This window comes from Streptomyces sp. NBC_01803 (assembly GCF_035917415.1).
GTDB lineage: Bacteria > Actinomycetota > Actinomycetes > Streptomycetales > Streptomycetaceae > Streptomyces.
The window spans coordinates 2296441-2312269 of sequence record NZ_CP109073.1; the positions used below are offsets into that span (position 1 = coordinate 2296441).

The window sequence follows — 15829 nt, forward strand, 5'->3', positions numbered from 1 at the left end:
GCGGACGACCGGGCCGGGGCGGGGCGGCTGCGGTGGGGCGGCGGGCGATCGCCGGTGGCCCGTACCGTGGACGCCGTACGGAAGACCTGCGCCTGTCCAGGAGACCCGACGATGACCGAACGCAAGCCGCCCGGCGTCACTTTCGAGTCGTGGATCGACAAGCAGATCCGCGAGGCCGAGGAACGCGGCGACTTCGCCGACCTGCCCGGCACCGGCCGCCCGCTCCCCCATCTCGACCGGCCTTACGACGACCTGTGGTGGGTCCGGCGGAAGATGGCCGACGAGGGTCTGACGCTCCTGCCGCCGACGCTCGCGCTGCGCAAGGAAGCGGAGGACGCCCTCGCGGCGGCGGCCCGAGCCGGGAACGAGGCGGAGGTGCGGCGGATCGTGACGGAGATCAACGACAAGATCGGCGCGGCGCTCCGGCGTCCGATGTCCGGCCCGCCGCTCAACCTGGTCCCCTACGACGTGGAGAAGGTCGTCGGGGAGTGGCGCGAGGGGCACGAGGGGCACGAGGGGTACCAAGGGCGCGCGTCGTCCTGAACGGCCGCGTCACGGGGTGCCGGCGACCCCGCCGCTCCCGGTCTTCTGTTCGCGCAGCTCCTTGATCTCCCGCCGCCGGGCCAGCCGGTGCGTGCGGCGGATCTGCGCCTCCTGGAAGCGGCGCCGGTCACGGTCGGTCTCCGGGAGCACCGGCGGCACGTTCCGCGGGTTGCCGCTCTCGTCGACGGCGGCGAAGACCAGATAGGCGCTGCCGACCTGGGTGGCGGGGGTCGACTCGTTCCACCGCTCGGCCATGACCCGCACGCCGATCTCCATGGAGGTGCGGCCGGTCCAGTTCGCCTGGGCGTGGACGTGGACGAGGTCACCCACCCGGACCGGCACCAGGAAGACCATCTCGTCCATCGACGCCGTCACCGCCGGGCCGCCCGAGTGCCGCCCGGCGACGGCCCCGGCCGCGTCGTCCACCAGCTTCATGATCACGCCACCGTGGACGGTGCCCAGCAGGTTCACATCGGCCTGCGTCATGATGTGCGAGAGCGTGGTGCGGGAGGCCGAGGTGGGCTTTCCGGGGAGGTCGGTCATGGTCGCCACCCTAAGCCGGGTCGCGCGCACCGGCGGATTGCATCAGCTCTGACACAGTCATGACCACCGGCTCCCTGCCTCTCGCGGGGGACAGGCACACTTAGCTGCTATGAGCGACTGGCCCTCCGGGTGGAGCGACGGCGAGCAGAACCGGAACCGGGACCGTTATGGCCGGGGCGCGGGCGGAAACCCACGACCCGAGAACGCCCGGGTCATGCCCCACGTCCAACGCCCGCCGCATCCGCGCGCGCCCGAGCCCGGGCCGGGACCCCACGAGGACACCGTTCCGGACGAGGCGCAGCGGTACGACTCCGGCTACAACGAGGGCCAGGTCTACCGGGGCGCCGGCCATTCCCGCCCGGCGCCGCCGTCCCCGCCGCAGGCTCCGGGCCCCGGCGCGTACTACCCGGGCGACGACGGCTCGCGCCCGCGCGGTCCGGGTGGCCCCCGCGGTCCCCGCGGCCCCCGGAACTGGCGTCGCCGCATCGGGTACTCGGCGCTCGCGCTGGTCCTGATCCTGCTCATAACCGGGGTCGGCACCTACTTCTGGGCCGACGGAAAACTGCGCCGCGACGTGGACCTGGCCTCGGTCGAGGACCGGCCGGAGGCGGGCGAGGGCACCAACTACCTGATCGTGGGCTCCGACAGCCGCGAGGGGCTGAGCGAGGAAGAGCAGCAGGACCTGCACACCGGCAGCACCGAGGGCCAGCGCACCGACACGATCATGATCCTGCACATCGGTGACAACGGGAACACGATGGTCAGCCTCCCCCGCGACTCGTGGGTGACGATCCCGGAGTTCACCGGCTCGGTCACGGGCAACCGCATCCCGGAGTCGCAGAACAAGATCAACGCGGCCTACTCGTCGGAGGGGGCGGAGCTGCTGGTCCGCACGGTCGAGTACAACACCGGCCTGCGCATCGACCATTACGCGGAGATCGGCTTCGGCGGCTTCGCGAACGTCGTGGACGCGCTGGGCGGCGTCGAGATGTGCTTCGACGAGGCGATCCACGACGAGAACTCGGGCGCCGACTTCGAGGAGGGCTGCCAGCGGCTCGACGGCGCGGAGTCCCTGGCGTACAACCGGCAGCGTTACCAGGAGGCCGAGGGCGACCTCGGCCGCACGCAGAACCAGCAGGAGTTCCTCAGCACGCTGGCCGACCAGGCGGCGTCGCCGTCGACGCTGCTGAACCCGTTCACGCTGTACCCGACGATGAGCGCCAGCCTGGACGCGCTGATCGTGGACAAGGACATGAGCCTGTGGGATCTGCGCGGGATGTTCTGGGCGATGCGTGGCGCGCACCGCATGAACATGCCGGTCGCCGACCCCGGCTACGAGACGAGCAAGGGGTCCGCCGTCCTCTGGGACGAGGAGCAGGTGGACCTGCTGATGCAGCAGCTGATCAACGATGAAGAGGTGACGGTCGGGCAGGAGTGACGGCTCTCCTCCTTCCCTCAGCCTTTCTCCTCAGCCTCCCTCTCCTCCTCTTTCGATGGGGCCTCGCGGCCGGGCCGCGGGGCCCCATCGTCGTTGTGCCCGTCTCCGCGCTCGCCAGCTAGCAGGCGCAGAGGCAGAAGGGGTGTCCGGCAGGGTCCGCGTAGACCCGCCAGCCGCGCTTGCCACCGTCGTCGCCTTCGAGCAGCTTCGCGCCCAGCCGCAGCACCTCCTGCTCGGCGGCGTCCAGGTGCTCCTTCGCCACGTCGAGGTCGAGGTGGAACTGCTGCGGCATGTCGGTGCTCGGCCACCGCGGCGGCTGGTAGCCGTCGGACCGCTGGAAGGCGAGCCGCCGCCCGTGCGGCCCGATGAGCTCGACCCACTCGCCGTCGCCGTCGCCCTCGCCGTCGCTCGCGTCGACCTCCCAGCCGAGAACGGCGGCGTAGAACTCGGCGAGCTCCCGGGGATTGGGGCAGTCCAGAACGGTTACCCCCATCGTGGCTACGGCCATGACGTCTCTCCTCCGTGTGTGCGTTACCTACATGTCGCTTCTATCGGTAACGAGTTACCTCATCATGGCCCAGTGCCGGTAACGTGGCAAGCGTGAGCGCCGGAGACAGACGGATACCCGAGGGGCTGGTTCTGATCAAGGACCTGATCAACACCCTCGATGTGGAATCCGGCCGTGACACGCTCGCCGCCTTCGCGGAGGAGCGCGGCCTGCCGGTGCCCGGGCTGGTGCCCGGGCTGGTCACTCTGCGGGAGGCGCTGCGGGAAGCGTGCGTCGCCCACACCGGCCCCGACATGCGCCCGGAGCGCGGGGCTCAGCTGGCCGCGCTGCTGAGGTCGGCCCCGCTGACCGTGACGGTGGACGCCACCGGCCGGGCTTCGCTGACCCCCGCCCCCGGCCTCTCCCCGGCCGCCGAGTTCACCGCGCGCGTCGCGGCGGCGATCGCCACGGCAGAGGCGGGCGGGACGTGGCAGCGGCTGAAGGCATGCGGTGCGGAGAGCTGCCGCTGGGCGTACTACGACCACAGCCCGGCGGGCCGACGGCGCTGGTGCTCGATGCAGGTGTGCGGGTCGCGGGCGAAGATGCGGGCGTACCGGGCGAAGCAGCGGGGGGAGTGAGCCGCGATGCCGCTGTTGCCGTCTCCGGTCCTGCGCCTGCCCGACCCGGTGTTGGCCCGCGCTGGAGTGGAACTTCGCCTGAAGCGGGATGACTTGATCCACCCCCTGATCCCGGGCAACAAGTGGCGCAAGCTGATGCCCAATCTGCGGGCGGCCGTGGCCGAGGGTCACACCCGCCTGTTGACGTTCGGCGGCGCCTACTCGAACCACATACGCGCGGTGGCGGCCGGCGCGGCGGCGTACGGTCTGGAGAGCGTGGGCCTGATCCGGGGCGACGAACTGGCCGACGCCCCCCGCAACTGGTCCCTGACGGCGGCGGAGGCGGACGGCATGCGCCTGTCGTTCCTGGACCGCCGCACCTACCGGGCGACGCTGTCCACCCTGTCCACGCCGGAAACCCAACGCCGACTGCTGCGGGCCTGGGGCCGCTGCTCCGTCCTCCCCGAGGGCGGCTCGAACGTCCTGGCCGCACGAGGCGCGGCCGACACCGTGCGCGAACTGCTCCCCGACCTCGGCCCGGACGACGTCATCTGCTGCGCGGTCGGCACCGGCGGCACCCTCGCGGGCATGGCCGCCGCCCTCCCCCCGGGCACCCGGGCACTGGGCGTCGCGGCCCTGAAGGGCGCCTCCGGCTACCTGGAGTCGGAGATCACCCGCCTCCACGAGCAAGGCTGGCACCGCACCTTCGACAACTGGCAGATCCACCACACCCACCACGCGGGCGGCTACGCCCGCACCTCCCCCCAACTGGCGGCATTCGCAGCCGACTTCGAGTCCCGCCACGGGGTGGCGCTGGAACGCCACTACGTGGCGAAGACCCTGCACTGCGTCTACGACCTGGCCCGGACCGGGCAGTTCCCACCCGGAACACGAATAACCCTGGTGGTAACGGGCCCGGCCACGCCGTGAGGACACAACGCCCCGAGCCGCGACACCTCCGCGCGCACAACGAGAAGCCCCCGCGCGGGGGTGTTCGCGGCCGGGTGTCCCGCTCCTGCTCAGGCAGGCGGCGGGGCGCTCCCGCCGCTGACCGACGTCTCGCGATGCCCCCGGGCGCCTGGCCTTCCTCGTGAAGGCAGGCACCCGGGGGTTTCTCGTTGTGCCCTGGCACGGGTCACTCCCAGATACGGGGACCGCCGCCGCACCACTCGATCACGCGCGGGTCCGAGAGGTCGACGTCTTCGACGTCGAGTCCCGCGCGGCGCAGCGGTTTCAGCAGCTCGCCGGGATTGCGGGCCAGACCGAGGGGCGCGGCGCCCGTGTGTTCACTCGGACGTGCGGCGTCAGCCGACCCGGTGGTGGGTACGACTCGCCCATGACATGCCCCAACTGCGAAAGCACCAACGTGAGTTCCGCCGGGTTGTTCAGCCGGAAATGGCGCTGTGACGACTGCGGCAGCACCTTCAACCCCCGCTAGGACTGAAGACCGAACCGCTCGTTCAGCTTCGCCGCCAGTGCTTGGGCGTCCGTCTCGGTCATGTCCCGGGCTGCCTGGGGAGTACCGTCCGGCCTGGTGTCGTGGGCAATGCCTCCGTCAGGTGTGATCACGTACCACCAGCCGTCGCGGTACTGCCGGGCCTCGAAGGGGCCGGGCTCGTGCGGCAATCCAATAAATCGGCTATCCACCATGGCGGCATGCTCCCAGTACGCGGGGGTGGATGCCGCCGGACCCGGCACGATTCGCCCCAACTGAGTGGCCAGCACTACGGCCCCGCCAACCGGCGGGGCCGTTCGCTGTTCCCCCCGCAAGCGGAGGGGTACCGTCCGAGGTGTCAGCGCAAGGACGGCAACGGAGTCCACTATGCGAGCACCCACCCATGCCCCCATAGAGGGGATCGGGACACGCATCCAAGAGATCCGCCTGTTGCGCGGATACACCCTGCGAGAGCTTTCCCGTCGGGCGCACGTCTCTCCTGCCCAGGTTTCCCGTGTCGAGTCGGGCAAGCGGTACGCCAGCGTAAGCGTGGTTGCAGCCCTAGCTCGTGCGCTCAGTGTCAGCGTCTCTGTGCTGTACGGGCAGCCGTACATCCACATGCTGAAGCGGGACCAACTCGACGCCCTGCTGTCACCCATCGCCAGTTCGCTCGACGACTGGGACATCGCACCCGACGAGGAGGACCCACCGCCGCGTCCTCTGGCAGTCCTGGAGGCGGAAGTGCGGTCCTTGGACGCCAAGCGGGAGGCTGGCATGCAGTTTGAGGTCGCCGAGGCCCTTCCCGGCCTCATCGCGGAGGTCAACGCGACCGTGCTCTTCCACGACCGTCCCGGCCGCGACCGTGAGCGCGCGTTCTGGCTCCAGGCCGAGCTGGGCCGCACGGCCTATGTCGCCACGCGCAGGCTCGGGTTCATGGATCTGGCACGGCACGCTCTCGGCCGTATGGCGGCTGCCGCACCGCACTCCGGCGACCCTCGGCAGGTCGCCATCGAGCGGTGGGACCGGGCCCGACTGCTGGGTGACGCGACCCGGGCCGATAAAGGGTCCCGCCTCGTGCACCAGGCGCTCCGCGACCTGGACGACGACGGGACGGCTGCGACACGGGCGGTACGCGGCGCGCTGTACCTGGAAGCGTCGGTGCTCGCGCGCCGCGCTGGGGTGGGACACACGGCGGCGGACTGGCTTGGCGAGGCCCGCGAGCTCGCCAATCAGACTGGTGAACTTCCCGACTACGGACTGGTCTTCGGACCTACGAACGTAGCGATTCACACCATGTCCGTGGCGGCTGACAAGGACCGGCACGGCGAAGCACTGAAGACCGCCCAGAGCCTGCACCTGCCCGAGGACTACCCGAAGGCTAGGGCGGCGTCCTACTGGGCATCACGCGCGAGGTCGGAGGCTTGGACCGCGCAGCACGATGCGGCGCAGCGGTCATTGGCAAAGGCACGGACGGTGGCACCACAGCAAACTCGATATCACCCAGGCGTTCACGAGACGGTCGGCACGTTGCTGCGTGCTCGGGCGCGGGCCACGGACGAGCTTAGGGACTACGCGCTGTGGTGTGGCGTTTAGCGGAGAGTTGGTACAGCGTCAAGCGTTTCCTGAGGTATCGCCTGTTGCCAGCGTGGTAACACCAAAGGGGTTCAGCAGGGGAATTCTGTGACTGTCAGCGCACGGCAGCTCACTGGAGAGCCGATTATGGCGACGATCGCCCCCGCACTACCCCCAGCGGTACCCGAGTGGATTCCCGTCGGCCGGTATCCCGAACTCCGGCCCACCGGCCGGTGGTTCGATGCCGTCACGGCCTACAGCGTCGAGGGCGTCCGCGCCATCGCGCGGCTCGGCGAGCGGTCCGGGCCGGTGATCGATGACCCGGAGCAGGGATTCGTCACATGGTTCGTCAGGCCCGGGTCGGCCGCGGGCTGGTCGTTGCCGTGCGTCGGGGTCCTCGGCGCCGGTTGCGAGATCGTCGTTCCCCCGGCAGCCGTTCCGGACAGGGCGCTCCTGCGCTGGGTGATCCCTCCGGCCGGGGACTGCCTGACCTGTCCGGCGCTGCTGTACGACACGCTCGCCCTCGTCACCGGCGAACGGAGACTGAGGGCCGCCGCGTCCACCTTCACCTCGCCCGAGTGCCTCTTCGGCGAGCACGAGGCGTGCACCAAGGCCGAGGTGCCCTCCTCCCCGCAGGACAGCTCGGTGATCTACGAGCCGTGCAACTGTGACTGCCACGCGGGGGCCGGGCGGTGAGCGGCATGATGACGCTGGCCCTGCTCAGCGATGAGGCACTGGCGCGGGCGGGGGACCCGCACCCGGAGTTGTGCGTCCGGCTCGTGGTCGCCGGCATCAGCCACGACCCATCCGGCCGGACACCGCCGTCGCGGCTGGAGCTTCGGATGTCCCCGGGCCAGCTCAGGGACCTGATGGCACAGGGCCGCGCGGCCCAAGCCGCGCAAATCGCCCAGGCCCGCGCCCGCGCCGGGCGCGCACAGGCCGCCGAAGTCGCCACCGACGGGACCCGCACGACTTCTCGGCCTTCACAGCCTTCAACGGCGCCGTCCCCCTTCCCCGCGTGATTCGCCCGGCCGTTCTCCACCAGGTGCACCGTGCCGTCCTTGGCGAGGAGCTTCTACGGCTTCGAGTGCGTCAACCTGGGCGACAACGAGGACCCGTTCCCGCCGGCGCAGGTGGACGCTATCGTGCGGGCCTCGGCCGCCATCTGCCGGGCGCACCGGTGGGGTGAGGACGGCGACACCTCGGTCATCGGGCACGCGGAGTGGCAGCCAGGCAAGGTGGATCCCCGCGGTCCCGGGATCTCGATGGACTCATCAGGAAGTGCGTGCGGGAACGCCTGGGACACTGACCCTCTTCGCTCTGCGCGACCGATCGTGCACGATAGGTGTCATGGCGCGTGCGGCGAGACGCAGAGTGGTGTGGGGGGTTGGCGTCGTTGTCGTGGCTCTGGGGGTGACCGCCGGGGACACGACGTCAAGAGCTGGGGAGGAGATGGGCCGGCCGAGGGAGTCGGCCAGTGTGACCGGGAGCGGGGCGTTCCGGCTGCCGTTCGAACTCGACGGGGATGTACGGTCGTTCGCCTTCGACGCGCACGCCGCGCCGTACAGCAGGCCGGTGCCGGGGTTCCCCGAGGGGTTGCCGACGGATGCGGTCGGGCGGGTGGAGACCTTTCACTGGTTCGCCGAGGACGGTACCGCTCAGACCGCGCGCGGGGACGTGGACTGTCTGGTCACCGGGCCCCGTACCGCGACGTTGACGGCCGTCATCGCCGAGGGGCCCGACGAGTGGGTGGGGCGGCGGCTCGGGTTCAGCGTCTACGACGGGCCCGGCGGGCGGGATCGGGTCGGGTTGTCGTGGGGGGTGGGCAACCTGCTGGACGGTGGGGAGGAGGCCGAGGTCGGGACGTGCATGGCGCCGGCGCCGTTCGCGCCGGTCGTGCGGGGAGGGTTCAACGTCGCCCATGCCGAGCTGCGATGAGACGGAGACCCACGGACCGGGCGCGTTCCGCGGGAGGGAGGTCGGTCGCCGGGGCCAGGAACGGCATGTCCTCCGGCGGGTGGACGCCGGGCACCACGAGGTCGGCCAGGTCGGCCAGCTCCTCATCCGTCGGGAGCCGCGGTTCCAGGCGCGGCGTGGTCAGGCGGAGCCCCGCGAGGGGCCAGTGGCCGGTCAGCACGCGCCGATGGTCGGGAACGGGGCCCAGGGCCGGGGCCGCGCATCCGGTTTTACGCCGTGGGACGGCCCAGAGCGCGGTACGTCCAGTTGGCCTTGCGCCACAGCACCGGGTCCAACGTGTTGCGCCCGTCGAGGATATGGCGCGTCGAGACGACCTCGGCCAGCGCGGCCGGGTCCAGCTCGCGGAACTCGCGCCACTCGGTGAGGTGCAGAACGGCGTGCGCGCCGGTCACCGCCTCCACCGCCGTGGAGGCGTAACGGAGGGTCGGGAAAAGGCGCTTGGCGTTATCCATCGCCTTCGGGTCGTAGACGGTCACCTCCGCGCCCTGGAGGTGGAGCTGGCCCGCGATGTTGAGCGCGGGCGAGTCGCGCACATCGTCGCTGTCCGGCTTGAACGCCGCGCCCAGCACGGCGATCCGCTTCCCCAGCAGCGAGCCGTCGAGCGTTTCCCGGGTCAGCTCGACCATGCTGGCGCGGCGGCGCATGTTGATCGAGTCGATCTCGCGGAGGAACGACAGCGCCTCGGAGGCGCCGAGTTCGCCCGCGCGGGCCATGAACGCCCGGATGTCCTTGGGCAGACAGCCGCCGCCGAAGCCGATACCCGCGCGCAGGTACTTCTTTCCGATCCGGTCGTCGTGTCCGAGCGCTTCGGCGAGCTTCACGACGTCGCCGTCCGCCGCCTCGCAGATCTCGGCCATGGCGTTGATGAAGGAGATCTTGGTGGAGAGGAAGGCGTTGGCCGCCGTCTTGACGAGCTCGGCCGTCGGCAGGTCGGTGACGAGGAACGGGACGCCCTCGGCGACCGGCTTCGCGTAGACCTCGCGCAGCAGGGTCTCGGCGCGTTCGCTCGTCACGCCGACGACGATCCGGTCGGGGCGGAGAGTGTCCTCGACGGCGAAGCCCTCGCGCAGGAACTCCGGGTTCCAGGCCAGCTCCGCCGCCTCCCCGGCCGGGGCCAGCTCCGCGACCCGGCGGGCCAGGCGGGCGGCGCTGCCGACGGGGACCGTGGACTTGCCCACGACGAGGGCGGGGCGGGTGAGATGCGGGGCCAGGGACTCGACGGCGGCGTCCACGTAGCTCATGTCGCAGGCGTACTCCCCGGGCTTCTGCGGGGTGTTGACGCAGATGAAGTGGATGTCGCCGAAGGCGGCGGCGTCGACGTAGGAGGTGGTGAACGACAGCCGGCCGGAGGAGCCGGGCAGGCCGTTGACGTGGCGGGACAGGATGTCGCCGAGACCCGGCTCGTAGATCGGGACTTCACCCCGGGACAGCAGCTCGATCTTCTCGGGCAGCACGTCCAGACCCAGGACTTCGAACCCGAGCTCCGCGAGGGCCGCCGCATGGGTGGCGCCGAGGTATCCGGTGCCGATGACCGTGATCTTGGGGAGGGTCTTCGAGGGCGTCTCCGAGGGCATGGTCACGAGCATAAACCCGGGTGTGTCGGCAAGCTCACCTATCGGGCGGCGACCGCGCGACCGTAGGATTGCTTGTTACTTAACAGTCGTTAGCATCGTCGCTCGCAGGGAGTGAGACAGGTGGCTGGAGCCGCAGACTTCGACCTCTTCCGTCCGGCTGAGGAGCACGATTTGCTCCGGGAGTCGGTCCGTGCGCTGGCGGAGGCGAAGATCGCGCCGTTCGCGGCGGAGGTGGACGAGGAGGGGCGTTTCCCGCGGGAGGCGCTGGACGCGCTGGTGGCGAGTGATCTGCACGCGGTGCATGTGCCGGAGGAGTTCGGGGGTGCGGGGGCGGACGCGCTGGCGACGGTGATCGTGATCGAGGAGGTCGCGCGGGTGTGCGGGTCCTCGTCGCTGATCCCGGCGGTGAACAAGCTGGGGTCGCTGCCGGTGATCCTGTCGGGGTCGGAGGAGCTGAAGGCGAGGTATCTGGGGCCGCTGGCGGCGGGTGAGGCGATGTTCTCGTACTGCCTGTCGGAGCCGGACGCGGGGTCGGACGCGGGCGGGATGAAGACCCGGGCGGTGCGGGACGGCGACTCCTGGGTGCTGAACGGGGTCAAGCGGTGGATCACCAACGCGGGGGTCTCGGAGTTCTACACGGTGATGGCGGTGACCGATCCGGAGAAGCGGACCCGGGGCGGGATCTCGGCGTTCGTGGTGGAGAAGTCCGACGAGGGCGTGTCGTTCGGGGCGCCGGAGAAGAAGCTCGGCATCAAGGGCTCCCCGACCCGCGAGGTGTATCTGGATCATGTGCGGGTTCCGGCGGACCGGATGATCGGCGAGGAGGGGACGGGGTTCGCCACGGCGATGCGGACGCTGGACCACACGCGGATCACGATCGCGGCGCAGGCGCTGGGGATCGCCCAGGGCGCTTTGGACTACGCGAAGGGGTACATCCGGGAGCGGAAGCAGTTCGGGAAGCCGGTGGGGGATTTCCAGGGGATCCAGTTCATGATCGCGGACATGGCGATGAAGCTGGAGGCGGCGCGGCAGCTGACGTACGCGGCGGCGGCGAAGTCGGAGCGCGGGGACGCGGATCTGACGTTCTTCGGGGCGGCGGCCAAGTGCTACGCCTCGGACGTGGCGATGGAGGTCACCACGGACGCGGTCCAGCTCCTGGGCGGGTACGGCTACACCCGGGACTACCCGGTGGAGCGGATGATGCGCGACGCCAAGATCACCCAGATCTACGAGGGCACCAACCAGGTCCAGCGCATCGTCATGGCCCGCAACCTCCCCTAGGCACAGGACCGGGCACCCGACGGGCCACCAGCCCCCTCTCCGGGCGGCGGCCCGTCCGTCACCGGCGACCACCCCGCGCCACCACGCGACCAAGCGCACGCGAATGACCCCAGCAGGGCAGGAACACCCAGATCAGCAAGCACGAGCCCCGCACCCGCGGGGTTTCTGGTGTCCATCGACTCGGACGGCCGGCTGACACGGGACGAGCCCCGCACAGGCGGGGTTTCTGGAGCGCGCTCGCTCGCTGTGGCCTCGCCGCGCAGACGAGCCCCGCACGCGCGGGGTTTCTGGCGTTGGTGGGGGCGCCGAAGGACATCGCGTGGCGGTCCGCCGCTCCGTAGGGGCGCTACAGCCTCGTTTCGCTCCTCGTGTGGATCAGGGCCTCGACGCCGTCCAGGATGAACTTCACGCCGTATGCGAAGTTGTCGTCCGCCGTGGTACCGGTGGGGCCGAGGGCGCCGGCTCGGACCATGCGGGAGAGCGTGGGGTAGCTGTCGTCCGCCGATGTGACGCGGGTCAGGAGCCGCGCGTAGACCGCGTCCCATTCGGAGTAGGAGACGCCGGTGCGCGGAGCCGCGCGGGTCATCGCCACTTCTTGGCGGGCCTCGTTCATCACGTAGCCGGTCAGCAGCATCAGCACGCCGAGCATGTCGTCCTCGCGCAAGCCGGTGTCGTTGAGGGAGGCGAGGACCGCTTCCATCCAGGCGAGGTTGTTCGGGCCCATCGGGGGGCCGCTGATCGGGATGTCCAGCATCCAGGGGCGATGCAGGAACAGCGCGCGGCAAGCGTGGGCGTAGGCCGTCAGGCGAGCGCGCCAGCCTTCGGGCCAGGTGGTGGTGTCGGGGCGGCCCGAGGCCATCTCGAACATGAGGTCCAGCAGGTCGTCCTTACCCGGCACGTACCGGTAGAGCGACATCGTGGTGACGCCAAGACGCTCGGCCACCTTGCGCATCGAGACCGCCGCGATGCCGTCGGCGTCCGCGATCTCCACCGCCGTCGCGACGATCCCGTCCAGGGTGAGGCTGCCGCGCGGGCCTCGGCTGCCCGGGGCCTTGGTGCGCCACAGCAGGTCCACCGTGGCCTGGAGGTCACGCGGGCGTTCGGTCGCGGCCATCGGTCTCCTCGGGGACAGCGGGTCTCGGGGTTGACCGTATTTTAAAACTGTGTATAGCGTATACCCAGGTTTACGGCGTACACAGTTCAGGGGTGACACTGATGGCTGACCACACGGTCGTGGCCGAGGGGCTGCGCAAGCGGTACGGCGGCAAGCGGGCGCTCGACGGCTTCGCGCTGGCCGTGCCCGCCGGTACCGTGCACGGCCTGCTCGGGCCGAACGGCGCCGGGAAGACGACGGCCGTGCGCTCGTTGGCCACGCTGCTGCGCTACGACGAGGGGCGGGCCGAGATCTGCGGGTACGACGTGGCCCGCCGGCCGGCGGAGGTGCGGGCGCGGATCGGGCTGACCGGGCAGTACGCGGCCGTCGATGAGCAGCTGAGCGGGCGGCAGAACCTGGTGATGTTCGGGCGGCTGCACAAGCTGCGCCCGCGTGCCGCGCGGCGGCGGGCCGACGAGCTGCTCGCGCGGTTCGGGCTGGCGGAGGCGGCCGGGCGGAACGCCGGGCAGTACTCGGGCGGCATGCGCCGCCGGCTCGACCTGGCGGCCAGCATGATCGTCACCCCGCGCGTGCTGTTCCTCGACGAGCCGACCACCGGCCTCGATCCGCGCAGCCGCAACCAGGTCTGGGACGCGGTCCGTTCGCTCGTCGCCGTCGGCACGACGGTGCTGCTCACCACGCAGTACCTGGAGGAGGCCGACCAGCTCGCCGACCGCATCTCGGTCATCGACGCGGGCCGGGTGGTCGCCGAGGGAACGGCCGACGAGCTGAAGGCCCGGATCGGTGGCGACCGGATCGAGGTCGTCGCACGGCACGCGACCGACCTCGACGCCGTGGCCGCGCTCGTCGGCCGCGTGTGCGGGGCGCGGCCGGAGACCGACCGGGACACCCGGCGGGTCGCCGCCCCGGCCGCCGACCGGGTGACCGCGCTGACCGAGGTGGTGCGGGCGCTGCACGAGGCGGGGATCGCGGTCGAGGACATCGGCACCCGGCGGCCCACGCTCGACGAGGCGTTCCTGCTGCTCACGGGCACGGCGCGGACGCACGAGAGCGAGGAGGTCCCCGCGTGAGCGGCACCGGCACGGTACGGAACGGCGTCAGCGACAGTCTCGTCATGACGCGGCGGAACATGGCACATCTGGTCCGGGTGCCGGAGGAGATGATCCTCTACTTCACGCTGCCGATCATGTTCGTGCTGGTCTTCGGGTACGTCTTCGGCAACGGCATGACGGTTCCGGGCGGCGGTGACTACCGCGAGTTCCTGCTGCCGGGCGTCTTCGTCATGACGATGCTCTACGGCATGGGCGCCACCGGCTCGGCGGTGGCCGCGGACACGGAGCGGGGCGTGGTGGACCGGTTCCGGTCGATGCCGGTGGCCCGTTCGGCGCTGCTCACCGGGCGTGGTACGGCCGACATGCTGCGAGCCCTGCTGGAGATCACGGTGCTGGTGATCTGCGGGCTGCTGGTCGGCTGGGAGTGGCACCGGGGCCCTGGCCGGGCGCTCGCGGCCCTCGCGCTGGTGCTGGCGCTGCGACTGGCGATCACCTGGATCGGGATCTATCTGGGCCTGGTGGTCAGGAACCCGGAGACCGTCGGCTCGATCGTCTTCCCGCTGGCGTTTCCGCTCACCGCCGTGTCGAACGTCTTCACCGCGCCGGAGCTGATGCCGGGCTGGCTCGGCACGGTCGCGGAGTGGAACCCGCTGTCGGCCACCGTGGCCGCGATCCGCGAGCTGTTCGGCAACCCGGGGCCGACGGGCGGCTCGTGGGCGGCGGACCACGCGCTGTTCCTGGCCGTGGCCTGGCCGGTGGTGCTGACGGCGGTCTTCGCGCCGCTGGCGGTGCGCGCGTATCAGCGGCTCAGCCGCTGAGCGGACCGGGAACGACCGGGAACGACCAGAACGGCCGGGAACGAGACGGGGCCCCGCACCGGATGTCCGGTGCGGGGCCCCGTCTCGTGGAACGGGCGCGGTGTCGCGTCAGATGGCGACGCCGTGCCCCCGCAGGTAGGCCAGCGGGTCGATGTCCGAGCCGTACTCGGGACCGGTGCGCACCTCGAAGTGCAGGTGCGGGCCGGTCGCGTTGCCGGTGGCGCCGGACAGGCCGATCTGCTCCCCGGGGCTCACCGTCTGGCCGACGCTGACGGAGAACGAGGACAGGTGGGCGTACTGGCTGTAGTGGCCGTCGGCGTGCAGGATGACGACCTCGTTGCCGTAGGCGCTGCTCGTCCGGGCCGTGACCACCTCGCCGGAGGTGATGGCCACCACGGGAGTGCCGGTGCCTACGGGGAAGTCGACGCCGGTGTGGTAGCCGGAGGACCAGTTGGAGCCGGCGACGCCGTAGTTGGTGCCGACCGCGCCCTCGACCGGGGCCGTGAAGCCGGTGCCGGTCTCGTCGGACGGGGCCGGGGCCGGGGCGGGCTCCGGCTCCGGCTCGGGCTCGGGCTCAGGAGCAGGCTCCGGCTCGGGAGCGGGCTCCGGCTCGGGGGCCGGGGCGGGCTCGGCCTCCGGGGCCGGGGCCGGGGCGGCGGTCTGGGCGGCGGCGGTGCCGTCCAGGGACAGTTCCTGACCGGGGTGGATCAGGTCGGGGTCGCCGCCGATGACCTGGCGGTTGTCCTCGTAGATCCGCTCCCAGCCGCCCTCGACGTCGTGCGCGTCGGCGATCTTGAAGAGCGTGTCGCCCTTGACCACCGTGTAGCTGCCGGAACCGCGCTCACGCTCGGAGTCGCCGGAGCGGTCGTCGGACTGGTCGGAGCCGGCCGGGGCGCTGACGGGGGCGGCGTTGGCGGCGGCGACCTGCTGGGCCGCGGGCTGCGCGGCGCTCGCTCCGCCCGCGGCGATGAGCGGCAGTGCCACGCCGGCACCACCCGCCGTGAGCATCAGGGAGATGCGGGAAGTGCGCCGGATACGCTGGCGGCGGTGACGTCCGCGTGCGGACATAGGTGTGCTCCTCTCCAACGCCTGCGAGGTGAGCTGTCGGGTTCGGGCCGGAGTAGCCCGGCCACCGCCGAATTCGGGCACGGGCGACCGAATTCATGGGTGGCTTCACCCCGAGCCGGAGCGTCGGAAAAACGCCTCGGCGAAAAGTGGGTCCCCCGCTCCTGTCACGCGGAATTGCTGCGTTTCCGCCTCCGGTGACAGGATTCGGCGTCCGGGAGCGGCTCGCCGCGGATGCGGCGCGGCCAGAACGGTAAACCTATGAATTCATAGAAGACAAGAAAACGGGCGCAGTCACTCCATGATCGGAAAT

17 protein-coding genes, 1 pseudogene and 1 riboswitch are annotated in these 15829 nt (G+C 71.1%); of the genes and pseudogenes, 12 read left to right on the top strand and 6 right to left on the bottom strand.

What is annotated here, in order from left to right; translation table 11 throughout:
- Positions 1-111 precede the first annotated feature (111 nt).
- On the top strand, positions 112-543 hold the full coding sequence (locus OIE51_RS09865) for a J-domain-containing protein (protein ID WP_326597016.1): 432 nt from the start codon (positions 112-114) through the stop codon (positions 541-543).
- Between the two features lie 9 nt (positions 544-552).
- Here OIE51_RS09865 and OIE51_RS09870 read toward each other — a convergent pair whose 3' ends face one another.
- A complete protein-coding gene (locus tag OIE51_RS09870; RefSeq protein ID WP_326597018.1) occupies positions 553-1086 on the bottom strand; it encodes an acyl-CoA thioesterase in 534 nt (177 codons plus the stop codon).
- A gap of 109 nt (positions 1087-1195) precedes the next feature.
- On the opposite strand from OIE51_RS09870, the gene OIE51_RS09875 reads away from it, so the two are divergent.
- Complete coding sequence (locus OIE51_RS09875) at positions 1196-2524, top strand: LCP family protein (protein ID WP_326597020.1); 1329 nt, start codon at positions 1196-1198, stop codon at positions 2522-2524.
- A 118-nt stretch (positions 2525-2642) separates the two neighbouring features.
- On the opposite strand, the gene OIE51_RS09880 is transcribed toward OIE51_RS09875, so the two are convergent.
- Positions 2643-3032, bottom strand: coding sequence for a VOC family protein (locus OIE51_RS09880; RefSeq protein ID WP_326597022.1), 390 nt, complete (start codon positions 3030-3032; stop codon positions 2643-2645).
- 92 nt (positions 3033-3124) lie between these two features.
- Between OIE51_RS09880 and OIE51_RS09885 the strand changes: the two genes are divergently transcribed.
- On the top strand, positions 3125-3649 hold the full coding sequence (locus OIE51_RS09885) for a CGNR zinc finger domain-containing protein (protein ID WP_326597023.1): 525 nt from the start codon (positions 3125-3127) through the stop codon (positions 3647-3649).
- A 6-nt stretch (positions 3650-3655) separates the two neighbouring features.
- Complete coding sequence (locus OIE51_RS09890) at positions 3656-4558, top strand: 1-aminocyclopropane-1-carboxylate deaminase/D-cysteine desulfhydrase (protein ID WP_326597024.1); 903 nt, start codon at positions 3656-3658, stop codon at positions 4556-4558.
- 504 nt (positions 4559-5062) lie between these two features.
- Here OIE51_RS09890 and OIE51_RS09895 read toward each other — a convergent pair.
- Positions 5063-5278, bottom strand: a complete 216-nt coding sequence (locus tag OIE51_RS09895) for a hypothetical protein (RefSeq protein WP_326597025.1) — start codon at positions 5276-5278, stop codon at positions 5063-5065.
- Positions 5279-5450: 172 nt separating this feature from the next.
- Between OIE51_RS09895 and OIE51_RS09900 the strand changes: the two genes are divergently transcribed.
- From OIE51_RS09900 to OIE51_RS09920, 5 genes and pseudogenes are all read left to right on the top strand, one after another.
- Complete coding sequence (locus OIE51_RS09900; protein WP_326597026.1) at positions 5451-6656, top strand: helix-turn-helix domain-containing protein; 1206 nt, start codon at positions 5451-5453, stop codon at positions 6654-6656.
- A gap of 126 nt (positions 6657-6782) precedes the next feature.
- Positions 6783-7331, top strand: a complete 549-nt coding sequence (locus OIE51_RS09905; protein ID WP_326597027.1) for a hypothetical protein — start codon at positions 6783-6785, stop codon at positions 7329-7331.
- A 5-nt stretch (positions 7332-7336) separates the two neighbouring features.
- Positions 7337-7657 carry a hypothetical protein gene (locus OIE51_RS09910; protein WP_326597028.1) on the top strand — a complete coding sequence of 107 codons (321 nt, stop codon included), beginning with the start codon at positions 7337-7339 and terminating at the stop codon, positions 7655-7657.
- Positions 7658-7702: 45 nt separating this feature from the next.
- Positions 7703-7888: pseudogene (locus tag OIE51_RS09915) on the top strand (N-acetylmuramoyl-L-alanine amidase); the annotation flags it as partial.
- 226 nt (positions 7889-8114) lie between these two features.
- Positions 8115-8573 carry a hypothetical protein gene (locus tag OIE51_RS09920; protein WP_326597029.1) on the top strand — a complete coding sequence of 153 codons (459 nt, stop codon included), beginning with the start codon at positions 8115-8117 and terminating at the stop codon, positions 8571-8573.
- A gap of 248 nt (positions 8574-8821) precedes the next feature.
- Here OIE51_RS09920 and OIE51_RS09925 read toward each other — a convergent pair whose 3' ends face one another.
- Complete coding sequence (locus OIE51_RS09925; protein ID WP_326597031.1) at positions 8822-10186, bottom strand: UDP-glucose dehydrogenase family protein; 1365 nt, start codon at positions 10184-10186, stop codon at positions 8822-8824.
- 120 nt (positions 10187-10306) lie between these two features.
- Between OIE51_RS09925 and OIE51_RS09930 the strand changes: the two genes are divergently transcribed.
- The gene (locus OIE51_RS09930; protein WP_326597032.1) at positions 10307-11467 is read left to right on the top strand and encodes an acyl-CoA dehydrogenase family protein; all 1161 of its coding nucleotides are present in this window, start codon (positions 10307-10309) and stop codon (positions 11465-11467) included.
- 346 nt (positions 11468-11813) lie between these two features.
- Here OIE51_RS09930 and OIE51_RS09935 read toward each other — a convergent pair whose 3' ends face one another.
- Positions 11814-12581: a TetR/AcrR family transcriptional regulator gene (locus tag OIE51_RS09935; RefSeq protein WP_326597033.1), complete on the bottom strand. Its 768-nt coding sequence runs from the start codon at positions 12579-12581 to the stop codon at positions 11814-11816.
- A gap of 101 nt (positions 12582-12682) precedes the next feature.
- Between OIE51_RS09935 and OIE51_RS09940 the strand changes: the two genes are divergently transcribed.
- The gene (locus OIE51_RS09940) at positions 12683-13651 is read left to right on the top strand and encodes an ATP-binding cassette domain-containing protein (RefSeq protein ID WP_326597034.1); all 969 of its coding nucleotides are present in this window, start codon (positions 12683-12685) and stop codon (positions 13649-13651) included.
- Positions 13652-13695: 44 nt separating this feature from the next.
- A complete protein-coding gene (locus OIE51_RS09945; RefSeq protein ID WP_442812047.1) occupies positions 13696-14451 on the top strand; it encodes an ABC transporter permease in 756 nt (251 codons plus the stop codon).
- 108 nt (positions 14452-14559) lie between these two features.
- Here the strand turns inward: OIE51_RS09945 and OIE51_RS09950 are convergent, their stop codons facing one another.
- Positions 14560-15519 (bottom strand): M23 family metallopeptidase, encoded by a 960-nt coding sequence (locus tag OIE51_RS09950; protein ID WP_326597036.1) that lies wholly within the window; start codon positions 15517-15519, stop codon positions 14560-14562.
- A 3-nt stretch (positions 15520-15522) separates the two neighbouring features.
- Positions 15523-15711, bottom strand: a riboswitch (cyclic di-AMP (ydaO/yuaA leader).
- Positions 15712-15829 lie beyond the last annotated feature (118 nt).